The organism is Trinickia soli (assembly GCF_002879855.1).
Lineage (GTDB): Bacteria > Pseudomonadota > Gammaproteobacteria > Burkholderiales > Burkholderiaceae > Trinickia > Trinickia soli.
The window spans coordinates 203,724-221,086 of the sequence record NZ_PNYB01000006.1 but is presented as its reverse complement, the minus strand read 5'-3'; the positions used below and the strand labels follow the sequence as shown (position 1 = coordinate 221,086).

The following is a 17,363-nucleotide window of genomic DNA, read 5'->3' as shown; positions in this document are numbered from 1 at the left end:
GGCGCCGCGCATGACGCGCGGCGCTTGGATTGTGCTACGGGTAGAAAATCTGGACGCGGAAGTTCGTCGCGATCGCGTTGCCGCTGTCGAGTCGCACGATCATCGTTTGCGTCGTATGCGCCGGCAGGCCCGCGGCGACCGTCGTCCCCGGCGGGAGATAGTCTTGCGGCCATAGGATGCGGCGGATCGCGACTTCGTTCTTCGCGTCGAACAGCGTCAGCTCGATTGCCGGATAGGCGAGCGCGATACCGTAGCGGTTGCGCAGCGGCACGCGCAGTTCGAGGCGATGCGGCCCGTCGATCTGGCGCAGGTCGGAGGCTTCGACCTGTAGCCCGTCGATGTCGCGTGGCGGCGTGAGCTGGCAACCGAGTTGGGCGCAGACGCGCGCGAAAAGCGGCTGCGAGTCGGGCCAGTAGACCATGACGGCTTCGCGGCGCCACCATGCGAGCTGGGCGATCAGAACGATAATCAGGGCGAGCGCAATGACGCCGCCGACGACATAGGCGAGCCATCGGCCCGGCGCTCTCTTGCGCGCCTCGCGTGTCACCGCGAAATGATGCTCGTGGGCGCGCGAAGGCGGCGGCTCGGCGAAGATCGGCGGCGCGCCGGCCGCGTGCAGGCGCGGGTCGTCTTCAGCGGCGCCGAAATGGGGTTCCGTCTCGGCTTCTTGTTCTGCACGTGATTGAAGGCTCGCACGCAACTGCGGTTCGAGATGAGGCTCGGTTTCAGCTTGACGGGCGTACTCGGCGCGAGGGGACGGCGCAAAACCGGCTTCGACAGGCGTTCGGTTCGGCATGGCTGCACCGGGAGACGCCGGACGCGTGCCGAAGCCGGGTTCGCTATCGGCGGCGGAGCGCAGGGCATCGCTGAAGCGCGGCTCGTCGTCGTCCCACTGCGACTCGGGCGATTGCGTCCAGGTATGTTCCTCGGCGATTTCGCCGGATTCCATCGCGGGCGGCTCGGACCGGCTCGCCCGGTGCTGGCCGGCGTGCGGCGGTTCGGGCTCGTGTGTGGCGACCTCTGCGGAAACAGAGGGGGCCGGTGGGGTGAGCCGCGCTTCGTGCCGTGGCTCGTCGATCGGTGCCGGTTCGTGCAGAGGCTCCGCTTCAGGCAGCGGCTCCGCTTCAGGCAGAGGCTCGGCTTCAGGCAGATGTTCGGCTTCGGGCGGAGGCTCGGCTTCGGGCAGAGGCTCGGCTTCGGGCAGAGGCTCGGCTTCGGGCAGAGGCTCGGCTTCGGGCAGATGTTCGGCTTTGGGCAGAGGCTCGGCTTCGGGCGGCACGCCGGACTCGGTGACCGGTAGAAAGTCCCCGGAATGCGACTGCGGTGCGAATACGGGTGCCGCGAAAGGCGGCACTTCGGCGCTGATCGGTGGTTCGTATGACAGCGGGGGCTGGGACCACGTCGGGGCCGCGTTCGAAGGTGCTTCGGCTGCGGGTTTCGCTTCCGGCGCCACCTCGTTCGATTCGCCGCGACCAGGCGCGCGCGCCTCTTCCGGCGTCGACGTAGCCGCAGGCTCGGCACTGTGTGCGCCTGCATGCGGATCGAGCGCATTTTGCCGAGCGTCAAAGACCTGCTGGCAGTGTCCGCAGCGCGCGAACCCACCGGAGCGTGCAAGCATGGCATCCTGCACGCGGAAAACCGTTTCGCAGTGGGGACAGCGGGTGGCTAGAACCATAGTGAGCGGAAAAACCGGCGACAAAGGCCGGTGCATCGATCGGTAGTCGCTATTCTAATGGTTTCTTGCCGCGCCCTCGGGAGTAGCCGGACCGGCCCCCGGCTCCGAGGCGGCGCGCATGATGCCAGTCAGGCATACCCATCCGTCGAGCTCGCGCCAGACACTCATCTCGATCCACGGCCGGTAGGCCTGCGCGACCTCATCGGCTTGGCGCGCGAGCACGCCCGATAGCGCAAGGCGCCCACCAGGCTTGACCTTCGCGCTGAGCATCGACGCCATCAGCTTGAGCGGGTTCGACAAAATATTGGCGACAACGACGTCGAACTGACCCTCAGGGCATGCGTCGGGCAAAGCATAAGTGACGGCCGCCCCGTTGCGTTCGCTGTTGAGCCGGGCCGATTCGACCGCTTGCGGGTCGATGTCGACGCCGACCACCGGCGCCGCGCCGCATTTCTGCGCGAGGATCGCAAGAATGCCGGAGCCGCAGCCGTAATCGAGCAGCGATTGCCCGGGTACGACGGACTCTTCGAGCCATTCCATGCACAAGCGCGTAGTGGGATGGCTGCCCGTGCCGAAGGCCAGTCCGGGATCGAGTTCGAGAATCAGGGCCTGGGGATCGGGCGCGTCGTGCCACGATGGCACGACCCAGATTCGCTTGCCGATCGAAATCGGCTCGAACTGCGATTGCGTCAGGCGCACCCAGTCCTGCTCCGGCACTTCGCGCACCTCGAACGATGGCGTGACAGCCAGACCCACAGCATTGGCTGCTGCGGCGGCGATCAGCGCAGGCTCGTGCTCGCGCGCAAGCAGGGCGATCACGCGCGAATGCTGCCACGCCGTGCGCTCCGGCGTGAGCCCGGGCTCGCCGAACAGCGGCTGTTCGTCGGGCGTATCAGCATCGGCGTCTTCCACCGATACCGACAGCGCCCCGAGTTCGATCAGCGCATCCGATAGCGCTTCGGCGCGCGTTCGATCAAGTTCGACGATCAGTTCGCGATAGCTGCTCATGTCGATCAGGCTTCTTCCGGCGCGGCTTGCTGCTTTTCCGCGAGCCGGTTCTCGAGGTAATGAATGCTCGTGCCGCCCTCGACGAAACCGCCGTCGAGCATGAGCTCGCGGTGCAGCGGGATATTCGTCAGAATGCCTTCCACGACCATCTCCGACAGCGCAATGCGCATGCGACGGATCGCTTGCTCGCGCGTCGCGCCATAGGCGATCAGCTTGCCGATCATCGAATCGTAGTTGGGCGGAACGAAATACCCATTGTAGGCGTGCGAATCGACGCGGATGCCGGGGCCGCCCGGCGTGTGCCACGACGTGATCCGGCCGGGCGAGGGCGTGAAGCGGAACGGATCTTCGGCGTTGATCCGGCACTCGATCGCGTGGCCGCGGAGCACGATGTCGCGCTGACGCAGCGCGAGCTTCTCGCCGGCCGCGATGCGAATCTGCTCCTGTACGATGTCGATGCCCGTGATCAACTCGGTCACGGGATGCTCGACCTGCACGCGCGTGTTCATTTCGATGAAGTAGAACTCGCCGTTTTCATACAGGAACTCGAACGTACCGGCGCCAAGATAGCCCATCTTCTTGCAAGCGTCGGCGCAGCGATCGCCGATGCGCTCGATCAGGCGGCGCGCGATGCCGGGCGCCGGCGCTTCTTCGATGACCTTCTGGTGGCGGCGCTGCATCGAGCAGTCGCGCTCGCCGAGCCACAGGGCGTTCTTGAACGAATCCGTGAGCACCTGGATTTCGATGTGGCGCGGGTTCTCAAGGAACTTTTCCATGTAGACCTGCGGGTTGCCGAATGCACGTTCGGCTTCCTCGCGCGTCATGTTGACCGCGTTCACGAGCGCAGCCTCGGTATGGACCACGCGCATGCCGCGTCCGCCGCCGCCGCCCGCCGCCTTGATGATGACGGGGTAACCGATCGAGCGCGCAATCTTGACGATTTCCTTCGGGTCGTCGGGTAGCGCGCCTTCCGAACCGGGCACGCACGGCACGCCCGTTTTGATCATCGTCTGTTTGGCCGTGACTTTGTCGCCCATCAGGCGAATCGTTTCAGGTCGCGGGCCGATGAAGGCGAAGCCCGATTGCTCGACGCGCTCGGCGAAGTCGGCGTTCTCCGAGAGGAAGCCGTAGCCGGGGTGGATCGCTTCGGCATCAGTCACTTCGGCCGCGCTGATGAGCGCCGGCATGTTCAGGTAGCTCTGCGGCGACGGCGCGGGTCCGATGCAGACCGCTTCGTCGGCAAGCTTGACGTATTTGGCGTCTTTGTCGGCGGTCGAGTAGGCGACCACCGTCTTGACGCCGAGTTCGCGGCAAGCGCGCTGAATGCGCAACGCGATTTCGCCGCGATTGGCGATTAGGATTTTTTCAAACATGGCGATGGTTCGACGCAGTTATGGGCTCGTGCGTCGTGGGGCCGCGAAAAGTCGGCGGTACACGGCATTCGAGCGAAACGGCCATGCCCGAGAGGCTGAAACACGCACCCGGGCCCGCTTGCGATCAGCCAATGACGAACAGGGGCTGGCCGTATTCGACGGCTTGGCCGTTTTCGATAAGGATTTCCTTCACGACGCCGGCCTTGTCGGATTCGATTTCGTTCAGCAGTTTCATCGCTTCGATGATGCACAGCGTCTGACCTTCCTTGACCGAATCGCCCACCTGGACGAACGGCTCCGCGCCCGGCGAAGGCGAGCGGTAGAAGGTGCCGACCATCGGCGAGGTGACGACGTGGCCTTGCGCCGCCGCTGCCGCAGGCGCCGCCGCGGCAGCGGGGGCCTGCTCCGAAGCGACGAAGCCGGCCGGGGCGGGGCCCGCTGCCGCGAACTGCGGTGCGTACGCTGCGGACTGTTGCACGTAAACCGGCGGCGCATTCTTGACGATGCGGACCTTGCCTTCGCCTTCGGTCACTTCGAGCTCGGAAATGCCCGATTCGGAGACGAGGTCGATCAAAGTTTTCAGCTTACGTAGATCCATCAGGAATCCCCTCTTTTAATGCGTGAGGCGCCGGCCTGCACCGGCTCCGATTTGTGTTCTGGAATCAGCCGCGCGCGCTTTGCGGCACGAGCCGCTCTAGCGCGAACTCGAGTGCGTAGACGTAGCCTTTCCAGCCCAGGCCGCAGATGACGCCTTCGGCCTGGTCGGAAAAGTACGAGTGATGCCTGAACGGCTCCCGGCGATGCACGTTCGACAGGTGAACCTCGACGAACGGGATGCCGACGCCAGCCAACGCATCGCGCAGCGCGACACTCGTATGCGTGTAGGCAGCGGGATTGATGACGATGAACTCGACCGCTTCCCGAGCGGCGGCTTGTACGCGGTCGACGAGCTGACCTTCGTGATTGCTCTGGAACGTGAGCAGCTCGACCCCCGCTTCCTTCGCGCGTACCGAGAGCGCCTGATCGATCTGCTCGAGCGTCACGCGGCCATAGACCTCCGGCTCCCGCGTCCCCAGCAGGTTCAGGTTCGGGCCGTGCAGCACCAGCAGTCGTTTCATGGTTCGCTTCTGTTTCCGCGGAATTGCGCGCACTTTAGCGCCCTTTGGCGAAACTTGTCTAGCAGCCAATGCAAAAGTCACCCATCGTCGCGGCGCTCGCGACGCGCGAATGTCACGGAAATCTGCTAACTGCCGCCGATCGACGTCGAATTTGCTGATATCTACGCGAATTTTCGGATTTATGCGCAGATACGCTCAGAGCGTGTCCAAAGTCTTGCGCAGTTCGCTCGGCGTGATTTGTCCTAATTTTGTCGACCGTACGGCGCCGTTGGCGTCAATTACAACGGTAAAGGGCAGTGCGCCGGCCGTGTTGCCGAGGTTGCGTGCAAGATCGGCGCCGCCGAATCCGCTGACGAAAATCGGGTAGTCGACCCGCACGCGTTTCAGGAAATTTTGGACGTTCTGTCGGGAGTCGACGCCGATGCCGACGAATTCGATCCCCTTGCTCTGGTAAGTGTCGTGCAGTTGGACGAGCTCGGGCATCTCGGCGACGCAGGGTCCACACCATGACGCCCAGAAGTTCACGACGAGCACGCGTCCTTTATAGGCGGCGAGCGTTTGCGGCTTGTCGTCGACATCGCGCAGCGGCGTGGTGAGCAATTGCGCGACGGCTTCGCTTGCGGACACGCTCGCGGCAGGCGCTTCGGCGACGGCCGGCGCCGCGCTCTTGCCGGAAGCCGCGTCGGCGCCGGCGCCATTGAGCCAACGGTGAGCTGTCACACCAAGCAGGGCGGCAATCACCGCGACGGCGGCGATGGCGAAAGCGGGTTTCATCTTCATGGAGGCAGGCAGTGAGTCGACCGGGGTTCGATGGAGCCACCGATCTCGATGTTCAATTCTTCGACGGCGCTGAGCCGTCGCCTTCGTTCTGGTCAATCAATAACGCTTGCACCGCATCGAGGTTCGCCCGGGCCGTGCGGCCCCTGGCGTCGGGGCGCACGGCGCCGCGCAGGTCGTCCGTATCGTAAAGCGCGATGTGAATACCGACCGGCTCTTCGTCGCGCGCGCCGCGCCAGAGGAAACTCAGCGTTTCGACGTCGCCGCGGCCGCCGAAGTGGCGCGTTTCGGACACGTCGTACTGCACATTCGCATTCAGCAGATAGATCGCGACTTCTTTCGGGTTGTCGCAGAACACCTGTAAATGTATATCCGAGTGTTCGCCCGCCGTGCCGTTGAGCACCGCTCCCGTCAAATAGGGATTGAACGGCGCGAGCCGCTTCATCCATTCGATTGCGATTTCACGCAACCGGCGCAAGACGGCCGGCTGCGTGTCCGCCTGGAACAACGATTGATATTCCCGGATTTCTTCCTCGATCTGGTCGTTATCGGGCAGCCATTCGCCGGCGACACGGGTGGCCCCGGTGACCTGCCGCGCGGCCTTGCGTTTGGCGCTCGCATAGTCGAGCCCATCCTCCGCGATCAGCCGTGCGGCCGCCATCGCGATTTCGTCCCGCACCCGCTGCGGATCGACAAGTGTTTTACGTACCATCCGGCCATCATACTAGATCGTCTGCCGCGGCCCGGCGCGCCCGATCGACGCGAGCGCGCCGGGTACCGTCGGGTACGCCGGGTACCGTCGGGTACAATAGCGGGCCTCAAGCGCCGTCCGTCTCCATCCAGGCGTTGGCATTCATCCATGCACTCGCACTAAGCGCGGCACGAGCACGACTGTTTTATGCACATCCACATCCTCGGCATTTGCGGCACGTTCATGGGCGGCCTCGCGGTTCTCGCGCGCGCCGCGGGCCATACGGTCACCGGCTGCGATGCCGGCGTCTACCCGCCGATGAGCACCCAGCTCGAGGCGCAGGGCATCAGGCTCGTCGAAGGCTACGGCGCCGAACAGGTCGATCTGAACCCCGACCTGTTCGTCATCGGCAATGTCGTCTCGCGCGGCAATCCGCTGATGGAAGCGATTCTCGATCGTGGCTTGCCCTATGTGTCGGGGCCGCAATGGCTCGGCGAGCACGTGCTGGCCGGCAAGTGGGTGCTGGCGGTCGCGGGCACGCACGGCAAGACGACGACGAGTTCCATGCTTGCCTGGTTGCTCGAAGACGCCGGGCTCAATCCCGGCTTTCTGATCGGCGGCGTGCCGCTCAACTTCGGCGTGTCCGCGCGGCTGACCGATTCGAGCTTCTTTGTGATCGAAGCGGACGAGTACGACACGGCGTTTTTCGACAAGCGCTCGAAGTTCGTTCATTACCGGCCGCGCACGGCCGTGCTCAACAACCTCGAGTTCGATCACGCCGATATTTTTCCGGATCTGGCAGCCATCGAAACGCAATTCCATCACCTCGTGCGGACCGTGCCCGCGGTCGGCCGTCTCGTCGTCAACGGGCGCGAGCCGGCGCTCGAGCGAGTCCTGACGCGTGGCGTCTGGAGCGATGTCGAACGTTTTGGCGTGGATGGCGGTTGGGATGCGCTGCCGGCCGCCGACGGCGAACCGATCGACGAGCGCTTTGCGCTTTACTGGCGCGGCGAACGCGTCGGCATGGTCGAGTGGCAGGTGCAGGGCGAGCATAACCGGCTCAATGCGCTGGCGGCGATCGCGGCGGCGCGTCACGTCGGCGTGCCGCCGGCTCAGGCCGCCCGCTCGCTCACGCAATTTCGCAACGTCAAGCGGCGCATGGAAGTGCGGGGGAGTGTGGACGGCGTCACGGTCTATGACGACTTCGCTCACCATCCCACGGCGATCGAGACGACCATCGCCGGCCTGCGCACGCGCGTCGGCGGTGAACGCACGCGTATCCTGGCTGTGCTCGAGCCGCGTTCGAACACGATGAAACTCGGCGTCATGAAGGCTCAACTACCGGGCAGCCTGGCCGGCGCCGACCTTGTGTTCGGCTACGGTGCACCGAGCGGTCGCGATGCGCTCGGCTGGAATCTCGGTGAAGCGCTCGCGCCGCTCGGCGACAAAGCACGTGCGTTCGACGATCTGGAGGCGCTCGTGGCGGCCGTCGCCCATGCGGCGCGTCCCGGCGATCACGTGCTCGTCATGAGCAACGGCGGGTTCGGCGGCGTCCATCAGAAGGTGCTCGACGCGCTCGGTTCGCGTGCACGAGGCGGCGCGTGATTCTTTATCTGCACGGCTTTCGCTCGTCGCCGAAATCGTTCAAGGCGCAGCTGCTCGCGGCGCGCGTGGCCGAGCTGGGCGCTGCGCACGAATGGCGTTGTCCGATGCTGCCCGTTTCGCCGCTCGAAGCGGTCGCGATGGCCGAAGCACAAGTCGCGGCGGCGACGCCCGGCGGCCGGGACGACGTGACGGTGATCGGCAGTTCGCTCGGAGGCTACTTCGCCACGTATCTGGCAGAGAAGCACGGCTGGCGCGCGGTATTGCTCAATCCGGCCGTGCTGCCCGAGCGTGACCTGTCCGCCTATCTCGGCGAGCAGCCGCTCTGGCATGGCGGCGGCAGCATCGTCGTCGAGCCGCGCCACCTCGATGAATTGCGTGCGCTCGGCGTCAAATCCATCACCAGGCCGGAACGCTATTATTTGATCGCCGCCACGGGCGACGAAGTGCTCGACTACCGGGAGATGCTCGCACATTACCCAGGGGTCGAGACGAAGCTGATCGAGGGCAGCGATCATGCGATCAGCGAATTCGCCGAGTATGTCGACGACGTGCTCGCATTTTGCGGCATGACAGGGGCGGGACGGACATAGCGCCGGCGGTCGAGCCGGCGGTGCGCACGCGGTCGGGCGGCGCATCACAAAACCGAACAAGATCAATCGGCAGCGGGCGTGCGGTTTGCGGCACGACAGCGCTGCGAGGGCCATATTCGTAACGAGAGTGTCGAGTGAACGTTTTCTTTGAGGAATCAGGCGGTCTGAAGGCGGGCAGCGTGCTGTCGCGCCAGGGCGATGCGCTGCAAGTCGAGTTGCCGGGCGGCCGGCGGGCCAAGGTGCGCGCGAAAGACGTGCTGATCGAATTCGAAAAGCCGGGTGCGGCAGAACTGATGCAGCAGGCCGATGCCGCCGCTCAGCAAATCGATCTCGACTTCCTGTGGGAGTGCGCCCCGGCCGACGAATTTCCGTTTGCGGCGCTGGCAGGCGAATATTTCGGCGCGCAAGCCGGCCCCGTCGAGCGGGCCGCGCTCGTGTTGCGCATGCAGGGCGCGCCCGTTTATTTTCGTCGCAAGGGGCGCGGCCAGTATCAGCGCGCGCCCGAAGAGCAACTGAAAATGGCGCTCGCGGCGCTGGAGCGCAAGCGTCAGCAGGCGCTCGTGCAAGCACAGTACGAAGAGGAGATGAAGGCCGGCCGGTTGCCCGAGGCGCTGCGCGGCAAGGCGCTCGCGTTGCTGACGAAACCCGACAAGAACTCGATCGAGTACAAGGCGCTCGAAGGCGCCGCGGCCGCGCGCGGGATCTCTCAGGCTCGCCTCATGCTCGAATGCGGCGGCATCGCTTCGGCGCGTGCGCTGCATGAGGCACGCTTTCTGTCCGAACATTTCCCGCACGGAACGGGTTTCCCGCCCGTGACGCCCGGGCCGGTTCCCGACGATTTGCCGACCGCGCATGCGCCGGCGTTCTCGATCGACGACATCACGACGACCGAGATCGACGACGCCTTTTCGGTCGAGCTTCTCGCCGAAGATCGCGCCCGCATCGGCGTGCATATTGCGGCGCCGGCGCTCGGCATCGCACGGGGCGACGCCGTCGACGCGATTGCGCGCGCGCGGCTGTCGACCGTCTACATGCCCGGCGACAAGATCACGATGCTGCCCGACGAAGTGGTCGAAGTCTTCACGCTCAAGGAAGGCGGCCTGCGGCCGGCGCTTTCCCTCTACATCATCGTGGATCGGAACACGCAGGAGATCGTTGCGACCGAAACGCGCGCCGAACGCGTGTTCGTCCAGAGCAATCTGCGTCACAACACGCTCGACGCGTGCGTGACGGAAGAGGCGCTCGCGGCCGGCAGCGGCGAGTATCCGCACAAGAAAGACATCGCCGTATTGTGGCCGCTCGCTCAAGCCCTGTTTGAAAAGCGGCAGGCGGCGCGCGCCGGCTACGGCTTGAGGCGCGAGGTGCACGGCAACACCGATTTCAACTTCTACGTCGACGGCGAACATGTGACGATCACGCCGCGTCGCCGTGGCTCTCCGCTCGATCTGATCGTGGCTGAGCTTGCGATCCTCGCGAATTCGACCTGGGGCGCGTTGCTGCACGATCACGGCGTGCCCGGCATCTATCGGACTCAACGCACTTTTGCGGCCGCGGGACCGAAGCGCACCCGCATGCAGACGAGCGCCGCGCCTCACGAAGGACTCGGCGTGGCCCAATACGCGTGGAGCACGTCGCCGCTGCGGCGCTATGTCGACCTCGTCAATCAATGGCAATTGCTCGCCTGCGTTCAGCATGGCGTGGCCGCGAAGCTCGTCGCGCCGTTCAAGCCGAAGGACGCGGATCTTTATGCCGTCGTGCAGGGCTTCGATGACACCTACACGGCCTACGCCGACCACCAGCGGCGCATGGAGTACTTCTGGTGCCTGCGCTGGCTCACGCAGGAGCAGAAGAAGGAGGTCGTCGCGGCCGTCGTCAAGGGCGATCTCGTGCGGCTCGAGGAAGTGCCGCTGCTGCTGCACGTGCCGGGGCTGGGTGTTCATGCGCGCGGCACGCGGATCGTGCTCGAGGTGATGGGCGTCGACGAGCTGACCGTCGAGGCGTCGGTACGACCGATTCGTGTCCTCGATGCGCCTGGCGCCGCGGGCGCTGCGGCGGAGGACGAGGAAGAAGAGGTCGAGATCGTCGAGGCGTCCGATCGCTCGGCGGAGGGCGAAGAGGAAGCGCGTGCCGAAGCAGACGCAGGTGATGAAGCGGGCGAGGCGTCTCAGGGCGGCGGTGAAACGCCGACTGACTCGATGGACGGCGGCGATGCGGGAGAGGCGGGCAGCGCGGGCGACGCCGGCGACAGTGCGCAAGCCTCCGATGGGCACGGCGGCGTCTCGCGATCGGCGCAGGTGGCGCAATGACTTCGACGATCGGTCCGTCAGCACCGCATTTTGAACCGATCGAACCCGCCGCGGCCGGCTGCGATCTCTACGCGGTGATCGGCAACCCGATCGCGCACAGCAAGTCGCCGTTCATCCATGCGCGCTTCGCCGAACAGACGGGCGAGCGCATCGAATACCGGCGCGTCCTTGCTCCTGTCGATGGGTTCGTCGATGTCGTGCGAGCGTTTGTCGCGGCAGGGGGACGAGGACTCAACGTCACGGTGCCGTTCAAGCTCGAAGCGCACGCGTTCGCCGATCGGCTTTCGCCGCGGGCCGCCGCGGCGGGCGCGGTCAATACGCTGAGGTTCGATGCGGACGGGAGCTATGGCGACAACACGGACGGTGTCGGCCTTGTCGCCGACATCGAACGAAACCAGGGTGTTCGCCTTGCGGGCGCGCGCGTGTTGTTGCTAGGCGCGGGCGGTGCGGCGCGCGGCGCCGTGCTGCCGATTTTAGAGCGCAGCCCGTGCTTGCTGACGGTCGCCAATCGCACCGGGGAAAAGGCGCTGGCGCTCGTGGAACAGTTTGCGGCGGCCGCGCGCAAGGCCGATTGCGCGCTCTTGGGCGGCGCTCCGGCAACGATCGACGCGGCGCCTTATGACGTCGTCATCAATGCGACGGCGGGCTCGCTGGCGGCCGCTTTGCCCGAGTGCGACGATCGGGCGTTCGGCGCGAACACGTTGGCGTACGACATGATGTACGGCGCGCAGCCGACCGTCTTCATGCAGCATGCGCGATCGCTCGGCGCGAAAGCGTCGGACGGGCTCGGCATGCTCGTCGAGCAGGCGGCCGAGTCGTTCCTGATATGGCGCGGCGTGCGGCCCGACAGTGCCGCGGTGCTTGCGCAGTTGCGCGCGATGCTGGCGGCGTCGGCCTGACCCGCGGGCCGGCTTGGATGTCATGCCGATGCGGCCGATAGAAGCGCGAGCGATCAAGACGCGACGATGACCAAAAGGAAACAGCGGGCGGGAAGGGGGTTCGCGGACTGGCTGCTCTATGCGGCGGCGGTCTGCGTGGTCGCGTGGGTCGCGACGCAAGCCTATTACTTCGCGCAGATCGCCGTATGGACCGTCGTCGACCCGCGCTCGACCGCATTCATGCGCGCCGATGCGTGGCGCCTCGCGCAGGATCGCCCCGACGTAGCGATCGCGCACGAATGGGTGCCGTACGATCGCATTTCCCGCAATCTGAAGCGGGCGATCATCGCTTCCGAGGACGCCAACTTCGTCAACAACAACGGCTACGAAACGGAAGCGATTCTGCAGGCTTGGGAGAAGAACAAGGCGCGCGGCAAAATCGTCGCGGGCGGTTCGACTATCACGCAGCAACTCGCGCGTAATTTGTTTCTTTCACGCCAAAAGAGTTATTTGCGCAAGGGGCAAGAGCTCATCATCACCTGGATGCTCGAGACGCTGATGGACAAGAAGCGCATCTTCGAGATCTATCTGAACTCGGTCGAATGGGGCAACGGCGTGTACGGCGCGCAGGCGGCGGCGCGCTACTACTACCGGTGTTCTGCCGCGCAATTGACGGCGTGGCAGTCGGCCCGGCTGGCCGTGATGCTGCCGCGTCCCAAGTACTTCGATCAGCATCGCGGTTCCGCCTACCTCGCGCAGCGCGCCGGCGTCATTGCGCGGCGCATGGGCGCAGCCGAACTGCCGCGATGAACGCGGTTCCCCGCCGGCGGACACCTACCGTAGCCGCGGCCGCGCGGATCGACATTGGCGTCGCTAACCATGCGGCGCCTCGCGATTGAGGTTTTGGGGCGCGAGGCTGCATGCCGGCAGGCATAGCGTGCAGCCGCGCAACTCATGCGCCGCCGTTGACGAAAACGTTCAGTTGCCGTCCCAATAGCCCACGCTCTCACCCTCGCGTGAAACGAACCTGAAACCCTTCGGCTTCTCCCCCGGAGCGCCCGGGAATTCCGCGAGCACCCCGAACTTGCCGGAGTCCGGATATTCGGCGATTTCAGGCAGCATCTTCGTGCTGACCGCCAGGTACCTGAGTTCGACGTCTCCGGTATTGGCGATCTGATGCGCCGCTTCCGCCCCACCCGGCGGGCAAGCGATGACATCGCCGGCACGGATCGGATAGACAGCCTCGCCGATCCGGATTTCGCCGGTTCCCTCCAACACGAAAAACATCTCCTCGTTCACGCGATGGTTGTGGAACGGGAAGCCACGCTTGCCCGGTGCGAGCGCCGTCACGTTATAGCCAAGTTTTTGCGCGCCGATGCGCGCGCCGATGGCCCCCATGCGCGGCGCGTAGCGGTCCGCCATCGATTCGGGCGGCGCCAACGCGGCGGGCAATGGGGACAGTTCGACTTCGGCCAGATTGAGGATCGGTTTCATAGAAGGTCGGTCCTGATGGATTGAGGGGAGAAGCCAGCGGCTCCAAACCGATGCCGGGCGGGCACGGTCGGGAGCGCGGAAGCACCGTGCCGCGCGGCTTGCCGCATGCGGAGCCCGAATCGAAGCCGGACTCGCATCGGATCTTGCCACGGCAGGCGCCGATCGCTTATTTTCCCAACATATGGGCAGGTTATTCAAATGTTGGATCGTCCGCGAAGTCGTGCCTACAATTCGTCGCGAGCGGTCGAAATGGCCGCCAACCGAAAACATAGAACATTCAGCGATTCGAGAGCGAAGCATTCGAACCCGACGGAGACGCGCCCGATGACTGCACCCGATCACCAACTCGTTTCTTCCGCCCCGCACGACGACCTGTCGGAAGCGCCACGCACGAGCGTCGGCGCGCCCACGTCCGAACCGGCCGTCGCCGGCGGCTCGCTGCTCGAAGGGCTCGACGTCCCTGCCGGCACGCAGACCCTCTTGCGCGGGCTCGCGATCATCGAGGCGTGCGCAAACGGCGCACGGGACATGCGCGCCTTCTCCGCCGCTCTGGGTACGACGCGCAGCACCACACATCGGCTCGTTCACTGTCTCGTGCATGCGCGCTATCTGCGCCAGGTGCCGCAGGGATACCTGCTCGGTCCCAAGCTGATCGAACTCGGGACGATCGCGCTCGAGCAGATGCCGCTGACCGCTGTGGCCCGCCCGCACCTTGAACGCCTCGCGCAGGCGACGCTCGACACCGTTCATCTCGGCGTGCGCGACGGCGACGAAGTGCTTTACATCGACAAGTTGGCGGGCACGCGCGGGCTCGAGATGCGCTCGAAGGCCGGTCACAAGATGCCGCTCGCATCGACCGGCATCGGCAAGGCGTTGATGCTCGATTTGTCGCCGCAGATGTGGAGCACGCTGTACGACTCGGCGCAGCGCTCGCTCGAGGGCGTGCGCTTCGAAAACCACCGTCGTCCCGACAAGGCGCTGTTCCTTCAACGCATGGTGCGCTACGCGGCCGGCGGCTTTGCGCTCGATCACGAGGAAAACGAGCCGTCGATCTTCTGCGTGGCCGCGCCCGTGCGCGATGCAACAGGCGCGATCGTTGCCGCGATCTCGGTGGCGAGCACGACGCATTACATGTCTCAGGAAAGAATGGAAGAACTGATCCCCGTCGTGCAGCGCGAAGCCCGGGCAATTTCGGAGGAACTCGGCTGGAGTGCGCCTGCGGCGCGCCGTATCAAACGATGACCGCTGTGCAAGCTTTGGCCGCGACGCCGGCGCTCATCGGGCTCGACTGGGGTACCACGGCCATGCGTGCGTATCTGTTCGATGCGCAAGGCAACGTGATCGCGACGCGTGCGTCGGGCGAAGGCATCATGCGCTTGCCGCAGCCCGGCGCGTTCGACGCCGCTTTCGACGCCGCGTGCGGCGACTGGCTCGCTCTTTCGCCGAATCTGCCCGTCATCGCAGCCGGCATGATCGGCAGCGCGCAAGGCTGGCGCGAAGCGCCTTACATCGAGACACCGGCCGATGCGGCGGCCCTCGTGGCCGGGATCGTTCGTGTCACCGCGGCATGCGGGGCTTGCGTGCATATCGTGCCGGGCGTCATCGAGCATGGCGAGTTGCCGAATGTCATGCGCGGCGAGGAAACGCAAATCGTCGGCGCGTTGGCGAGCGCGGCGATCGACGGCGACACGCGTGCGCTGGTGGGTTTGCCTGGCACGCATGCGAAGTGGGCTGTCGTTAGCGGGGAGCGTATCGAATCGTTCCATACGTTCATGACGGGCGAGCTTTACGGCGCGCTGCGCGAGCACACGATTCTGGGCCGCACGATGATCCAACCGTCGCAATTCGACACCGAGGCGTTTTTGCGCGGGGTGACCGTTGCCCGCCACGCGCATCAGGCGGGCCTGCTCGCGACGATATTCAGCACGCGCACGCTCGGTTTGACGGGCGTACTGCAGCCCGAGCAGCAACCCGATTATTTGTCAGGGCTTCTGATCGGTCATGAGTTGTGCGGATTGGCCGGACTGCTCGAATCGCGCGGTGCCGCGCTGGCCGGCGAATCGCCGCGCCTGATCGGTAGCGCCGCGCTGTGCGAGCGCTATCGGCTCGCCTTGACGCAGTTCGGGTGCCTGCGCGCGAGCGTGGTCGAAGCCGCCGCCGAAAGCGGGCTGTGGCGGATCGCCACGCAAGCGGGGCTCGTCGCTCGCCACGCATTCGAGCCGGCCGGTTGAGCCGCGTTGTGCGGATCGTCCGGCGCGCGAGGAGAAGGCCGCGATAGTCGCGATGTGTTTTGCCGTTTTCGACGAATTGTCCGTTAGCCAAACCGTTTCAATGGATGCGCCATGCATACCGAATTCGATCTTCCAAAGCCGTACCGTCCGCACGCAAAGTTCATCGCCGCCTTCGAGTCGTGTCCGCTGATTGCGATTCTGCGCGGTGTCACGCCGGACGAAGCCGCGGACCACGGTCAAGCGCTCTATGACGCCGGTTTTCGCATCGTCGAAGTGCCGCTCAATTCGCCCGACCCGCTCGCGAGCATCTCGGCTTTGCGCCAGGCGTTGCCGCGGGAAGTGATCGTCGGCGCCGGCACCGTGCTGCGCCCGGAGTTCGTCGAAGAGGTGGCGCGGGCAGGCGGCGAACTCATCGTCATGCCCCACGGCGACACGCAAATTGTTAGGACTGCTAAGGAAGCCGGGCTGGCGTGCGCGCCCGGTGTGGCCACGCCGACCGAAGCGTTTGCCGCGCTCGCGAGCGGTGCGGACGTGTTGAAGATGTTTCCGGCCGAGCAACTGGGCGCGGTCGTCGTCAAGGCATGGCGCGCCGTCATCGCGAAGCGGGTGCCGCTCGTGCCGGTCGGCGGGGTGACGCCCGAGAACATGAGTGCGCTCGTCGCAGCGGGTGCGAACGGCTTCGGTCTTGGCTCGGCGCTTTATCGTCCCGGGCAGGACGCCGCGTTGACGGCTGAGCATGCGCGCGCATTCGTGGCGGCGTGGCGCAAGATCGAGCAGGCGCGCCAGTCATGAATCGGCTCGCGGGCAAGGTTGCACTCGTCACGGGCGCCGGTCGCGGGATCGGCGCGGCCATTGCGCAGGCCTTCGCGCGCGAAGGCGCGGCGACGGTGCTGGCCGAACTCGATCTCGACGCAGCACGCGAGGTGGCGCAGCGCATCGAAGCGCAGACGCCCGGCGCGCGCGTGCTGGCCGTGCGCACGGACGTCACGCAGAGCGCATCCGTCTGCGAGGCGCGCGATGCCGGAGAGCGGTCATTCGGCCCTATCGATGTACTCGTCAACAACGCGGGCATCAATGTGTTTTGCGATCCGCTGACGATGACCGACGACGACTGGCGCCGCTGCTTCGCTGTCGATCTCGACGGGGTGTGGAACGGGTGCAGGGCGGTGCTGCCGGGCATGATCGAACGCGGGCGCGGCAGCATCGTCAACATTGCCTCGACGCATGCGTTTCAGATCATCCCGGGGTGTTTTCCGTACCCGGTCGCCAAGCACGGCGTGCTCGGTTTGACGCGCGCGCTCGGCATCGAATACGCGGGCAAGCAGGTGCGCGTCAATGCGATTGCGCCCGGTTACGTCGAAACGCAGTTGACGCACGACTGGTGGAACGGGCAGCCCGATCCGGCGGCGGCGCGGCAGGCCACGCTCGATCTGCAGCCGATGAAGCGTATCGCGCAACCGGACGAGATTGCGATGACGGCCGTGTTTCTTGCCTCGGACGAGGCGCCGTTCATCAACGCGACGTGCATTACGGTCGATGGCGGGCGCTCGGCGCTGTACCACGACTAGAGAACGATGATTTCGATTGCCGTGCGGCGGACTTGCACGGCGATGTTCG

Annotated in this window: 17 protein-coding genes; 9 read left to right on the top strand and 8 right to left on the bottom strand. The window is 65.5% G+C overall.

What is annotated here, in order from left to right:
• Positions 1–34 precede the first annotated feature (34 nt).
• The 7 genes from C0Z19_RS28645 to C0Z19_RS09420 form a co-directional block, all read right to left on the bottom strand.
• The gene (locus C0Z19_RS28645) at positions 35–1,675 is read right to left on the bottom strand and encodes a DUF3426 domain-containing protein (protein WP_269844822.1); all 1,641 of its coding nucleotides are present in this window, start codon (positions 1,673–1,675) and stop codon (positions 35–37) included.
• Positions 1,676–1,729: 54 nt separating this feature from the next.
• The gene (gene prmA / locus C0Z19_RS09445; RefSeq protein WP_102609547.1) at positions 1,730–2,683 is read right to left on the bottom strand and encodes a 50S ribosomal protein L11 methyltransferase; all 954 of its coding nucleotides are present in this window, start codon (positions 2,681–2,683) and stop codon (positions 1,730–1,732) included.
• Between the two features lie 5 nt (positions 2,684–2,688).
• Positions 2,689–4,056 (bottom strand): acetyl-CoA carboxylase biotin carboxylase subunit, encoded by a 1,368-nt coding sequence (accC, locus tag C0Z19_RS09440; RefSeq protein WP_102609546.1) that lies wholly within the window; start codon positions 4,054–4,056, stop codon positions 2,689–2,691.
• A 124-nt stretch (positions 4,057–4,180) separates the two neighbouring features.
• Positions 4,181–4,654 (bottom strand): acetyl-CoA carboxylase biotin carboxyl carrier protein, encoded by a 474-nt coding sequence (gene accB, locus C0Z19_RS09435; RefSeq protein WP_102609545.1) that lies wholly within the window; start codon positions 4,652–4,654, stop codon positions 4,181–4,183.
• Between the two features lie 64 nt (positions 4,655–4,718).
• Positions 4,719–5,174, bottom strand: a complete 456-nt coding sequence (aroQ, locus tag C0Z19_RS09430) for a type II 3-dehydroquinate dehydratase (protein ID WP_102609544.1) — start codon at positions 5,172–5,174, stop codon at positions 4,719–4,721.
• Positions 5,175–5,369: 195 nt separating this feature from the next.
• Complete coding sequence (locus tag C0Z19_RS09425) at positions 5,370–5,954, bottom strand: TlpA family protein disulfide reductase (protein WP_102609543.1); 585 nt, start codon at positions 5,952–5,954, stop codon at positions 5,370–5,372.
• A gap of 52 nt (positions 5,955–6,006) precedes the next feature.
• Positions 6,007–6,663 (bottom strand): UDP-N-acetylmuramate--alanine ligase, encoded by a 657-nt coding sequence (locus tag C0Z19_RS09420; RefSeq protein ID WP_102609542.1) that lies wholly within the window; start codon positions 6,661–6,663, stop codon positions 6,007–6,009.
• Positions 6,664–6,849: 186 nt separating this feature from the next.
• On the opposite strand from C0Z19_RS09420, the gene mpl reads away from it, so the two are divergent.
• The 5 genes from mpl to mtgA all read left to right on the top strand — a co-directional run bounded on the left by mpl (position 6,850) and on the right by mtgA (position 12,831).
• A complete protein-coding gene (mpl, locus tag C0Z19_RS09415; protein ID WP_102609541.1) occupies positions 6,850–8,247 on the top strand; it encodes a UDP-N-acetylmuramate:L-alanyl-gamma-D-glutamyl-meso-diaminopimelate ligase in 1,398 nt (465 codons plus the stop codon).
• Positions 8,244–8,837, top strand: a complete 594-nt coding sequence (locus C0Z19_RS09410) for a YqiA/YcfP family alpha/beta fold hydrolase (protein ID WP_102609540.1) — start codon at positions 8,244–8,246, stop codon at positions 8,835–8,837. Before mpl ends, C0Z19_RS09410 begins: the two co-directional genes overlap by 4 nt.
• A 134-nt stretch (positions 8,838–8,971) precedes the next feature.
• Positions 8,972–11,143: a ribonuclease catalytic domain-containing protein gene (locus C0Z19_RS09405; protein WP_102609539.1), complete on the top strand. Its 2,172-nt coding sequence runs from the start codon at positions 8,972–8,974 to the stop codon at positions 11,141–11,143.
• A complete protein-coding gene (gene aroE / locus C0Z19_RS09400; RefSeq protein WP_102609538.1) occupies positions 11,140–12,042 on the top strand; it encodes a shikimate dehydrogenase in 903 nt (300 codons plus the stop codon). Before C0Z19_RS09405 ends, aroE begins: the two co-directional genes overlap by 4 nt.
• A gap of 66 nt (positions 12,043–12,108) precedes the next feature.
• Complete coding sequence (gene mtgA / locus C0Z19_RS09395) at positions 12,109–12,831, top strand: monofunctional biosynthetic peptidoglycan transglycosylase (protein ID WP_102609537.1); 723 nt, start codon at positions 12,109–12,111, stop codon at positions 12,829–12,831.
• A 168-nt stretch (positions 12,832–12,999) separates the two neighbouring features.
• Here mtgA and C0Z19_RS09390 read toward each other — a convergent pair whose 3' ends face one another.
• Entirely contained in the window at positions 13,000–13,515 is a 516-nt protein-coding gene (locus tag C0Z19_RS09390) for a cupin domain-containing protein (protein WP_102609536.1), read from the bottom strand.
• A 324-nt stretch (positions 13,516–13,839) separates the two neighbouring features.
• Between C0Z19_RS09390 and C0Z19_RS09385 the strand changes: the two genes are divergently transcribed.
• The 4 genes from C0Z19_RS09385 (at position 13,840) to C0Z19_RS09370 (ending at position 17,314) form a co-directional block, all read left to right on the top strand.
• Positions 13,840–14,757: an IclR family transcriptional regulator gene (locus C0Z19_RS09385; RefSeq protein ID WP_102609613.1), complete on the top strand. Its 918-nt coding sequence runs from the start codon at positions 13,840–13,842 to the stop codon at positions 14,755–14,757.
• Complete coding sequence (locus tag C0Z19_RS09380; protein ID WP_102609535.1) at positions 14,754–15,746, top strand: 2-dehydro-3-deoxygalactonokinase; 993 nt, start codon at positions 14,754–14,756, stop codon at positions 15,744–15,746. Before C0Z19_RS09385 ends, C0Z19_RS09380 begins: the two co-directional genes overlap by 4 nt.
• Positions 15,747–15,857: 111 nt before the next feature.
• The gene (locus C0Z19_RS09375; RefSeq protein WP_102609534.1) at positions 15,858–16,538 is read left to right on the top strand and encodes a 2-dehydro-3-deoxy-6-phosphogalactonate aldolase; all 681 of its coding nucleotides are present in this window, start codon (positions 15,858–15,860) and stop codon (positions 16,536–16,538) included.
• Positions 16,535–17,314, top strand: coding sequence for an SDR family oxidoreductase (locus C0Z19_RS09370; RefSeq protein WP_102609533.1), 780 nt, complete (start codon positions 16,535–16,537; stop codon positions 17,312–17,314). Before C0Z19_RS09375 ends, C0Z19_RS09370 begins: the two co-directional genes overlap by 4 nt.
• Positions 17,315–17,363: the final 49 nt, after the last annotated feature.

Excerpts from the sequence above, each read along its gene's own strand:
- C0Z19_RS28645 (WP_269844822.1), bottom strand. The coding sequence starts at position 1,675 with ATGGTTCTAGCCACCCGCTGTCCCCACTGCGAAACGGTTTTCCGCGTG.
- prmA (WP_102609547.1), bottom strand. The coding sequence starts at position 2,683 with ATGAGCAGCTATCGCGAACTGATCGTCGAACTTGATCGAACGCGCGCC.
- accC (WP_102609546.1), bottom strand. The coding sequence starts at position 4,056 with ATGTTTGAAAAAATCCTAATCGCCAATCGCGGCGAAATCGCGTTGCGC.
- accB (WP_102609545.1), bottom strand. The coding sequence starts at position 4,654 with ATGGATCTACGTAAGCTGAAAACTTTGATCGACCTCGTCTCCGAATCG.
- aroQ (WP_102609544.1), bottom strand. The coding sequence starts at position 5,174 with ATGAAACGACTGCTGGTGCTGCACGGCCCGAACCTGAACCTGCTGGGG.
- C0Z19_RS09425 (WP_102609543.1), bottom strand. The coding sequence starts at position 5,954 with ATGAAGATGAAACCCGCTTTCGCCATCGCCGCCGTCGCGGTGATTGCC.
- C0Z19_RS09420 (WP_102609542.1), bottom strand. The coding sequence starts at position 6,663 with ATGGTACGTAAAACACTTGTCGATCCGCAGCGGGTGCGGGACGAAATC.
- mpl (WP_102609541.1), top strand. The coding sequence starts at position 6,850 with ATGCACATCCACATCCTCGGCATTTGCGGCACGTTCATGGGCGGCCTC.
- aroE (WP_102609538.1), top strand. The coding sequence starts at position 11,140 with ATGACTTCGACGATCGGTCCGTCAGCACCGCATTTTGAACCGATCGAA.
- mtgA (WP_102609537.1), top strand. The coding sequence starts at position 12,109 with ATGACCAAAAGGAAACAGCGGGCGGGAAGGGGGTTCGCGGACTGGCTG.
- C0Z19_RS09390 (WP_102609536.1), bottom strand. The coding sequence starts at position 13,515 with ATGAAACCGATCCTCAATCTGGCCGAAGTCGAACTGTCCCCATTGCCC.
- C0Z19_RS09385 (WP_102609613.1), top strand. The coding sequence starts at position 13,840 with ATGACTGCACCCGATCACCAACTCGTTTCTTCCGCCCCGCACGACGAC.
- C0Z19_RS09380 (WP_102609535.1), top strand. The coding sequence starts at position 14,754 with ATGACCGCTGTGCAAGCTTTGGCCGCGACGCCGGCGCTCATCGGGCTC.
- C0Z19_RS09375 (WP_102609534.1), top strand. The coding sequence starts at position 15,858 with ATGCATACCGAATTCGATCTTCCAAAGCCGTACCGTCCGCACGCAAAG.
- C0Z19_RS09370 (WP_102609533.1), top strand. The coding sequence starts at position 16,535 with ATGAATCGGCTCGCGGGCAAGGTTGCACTCGTCACGGGCGCCGGTCGC.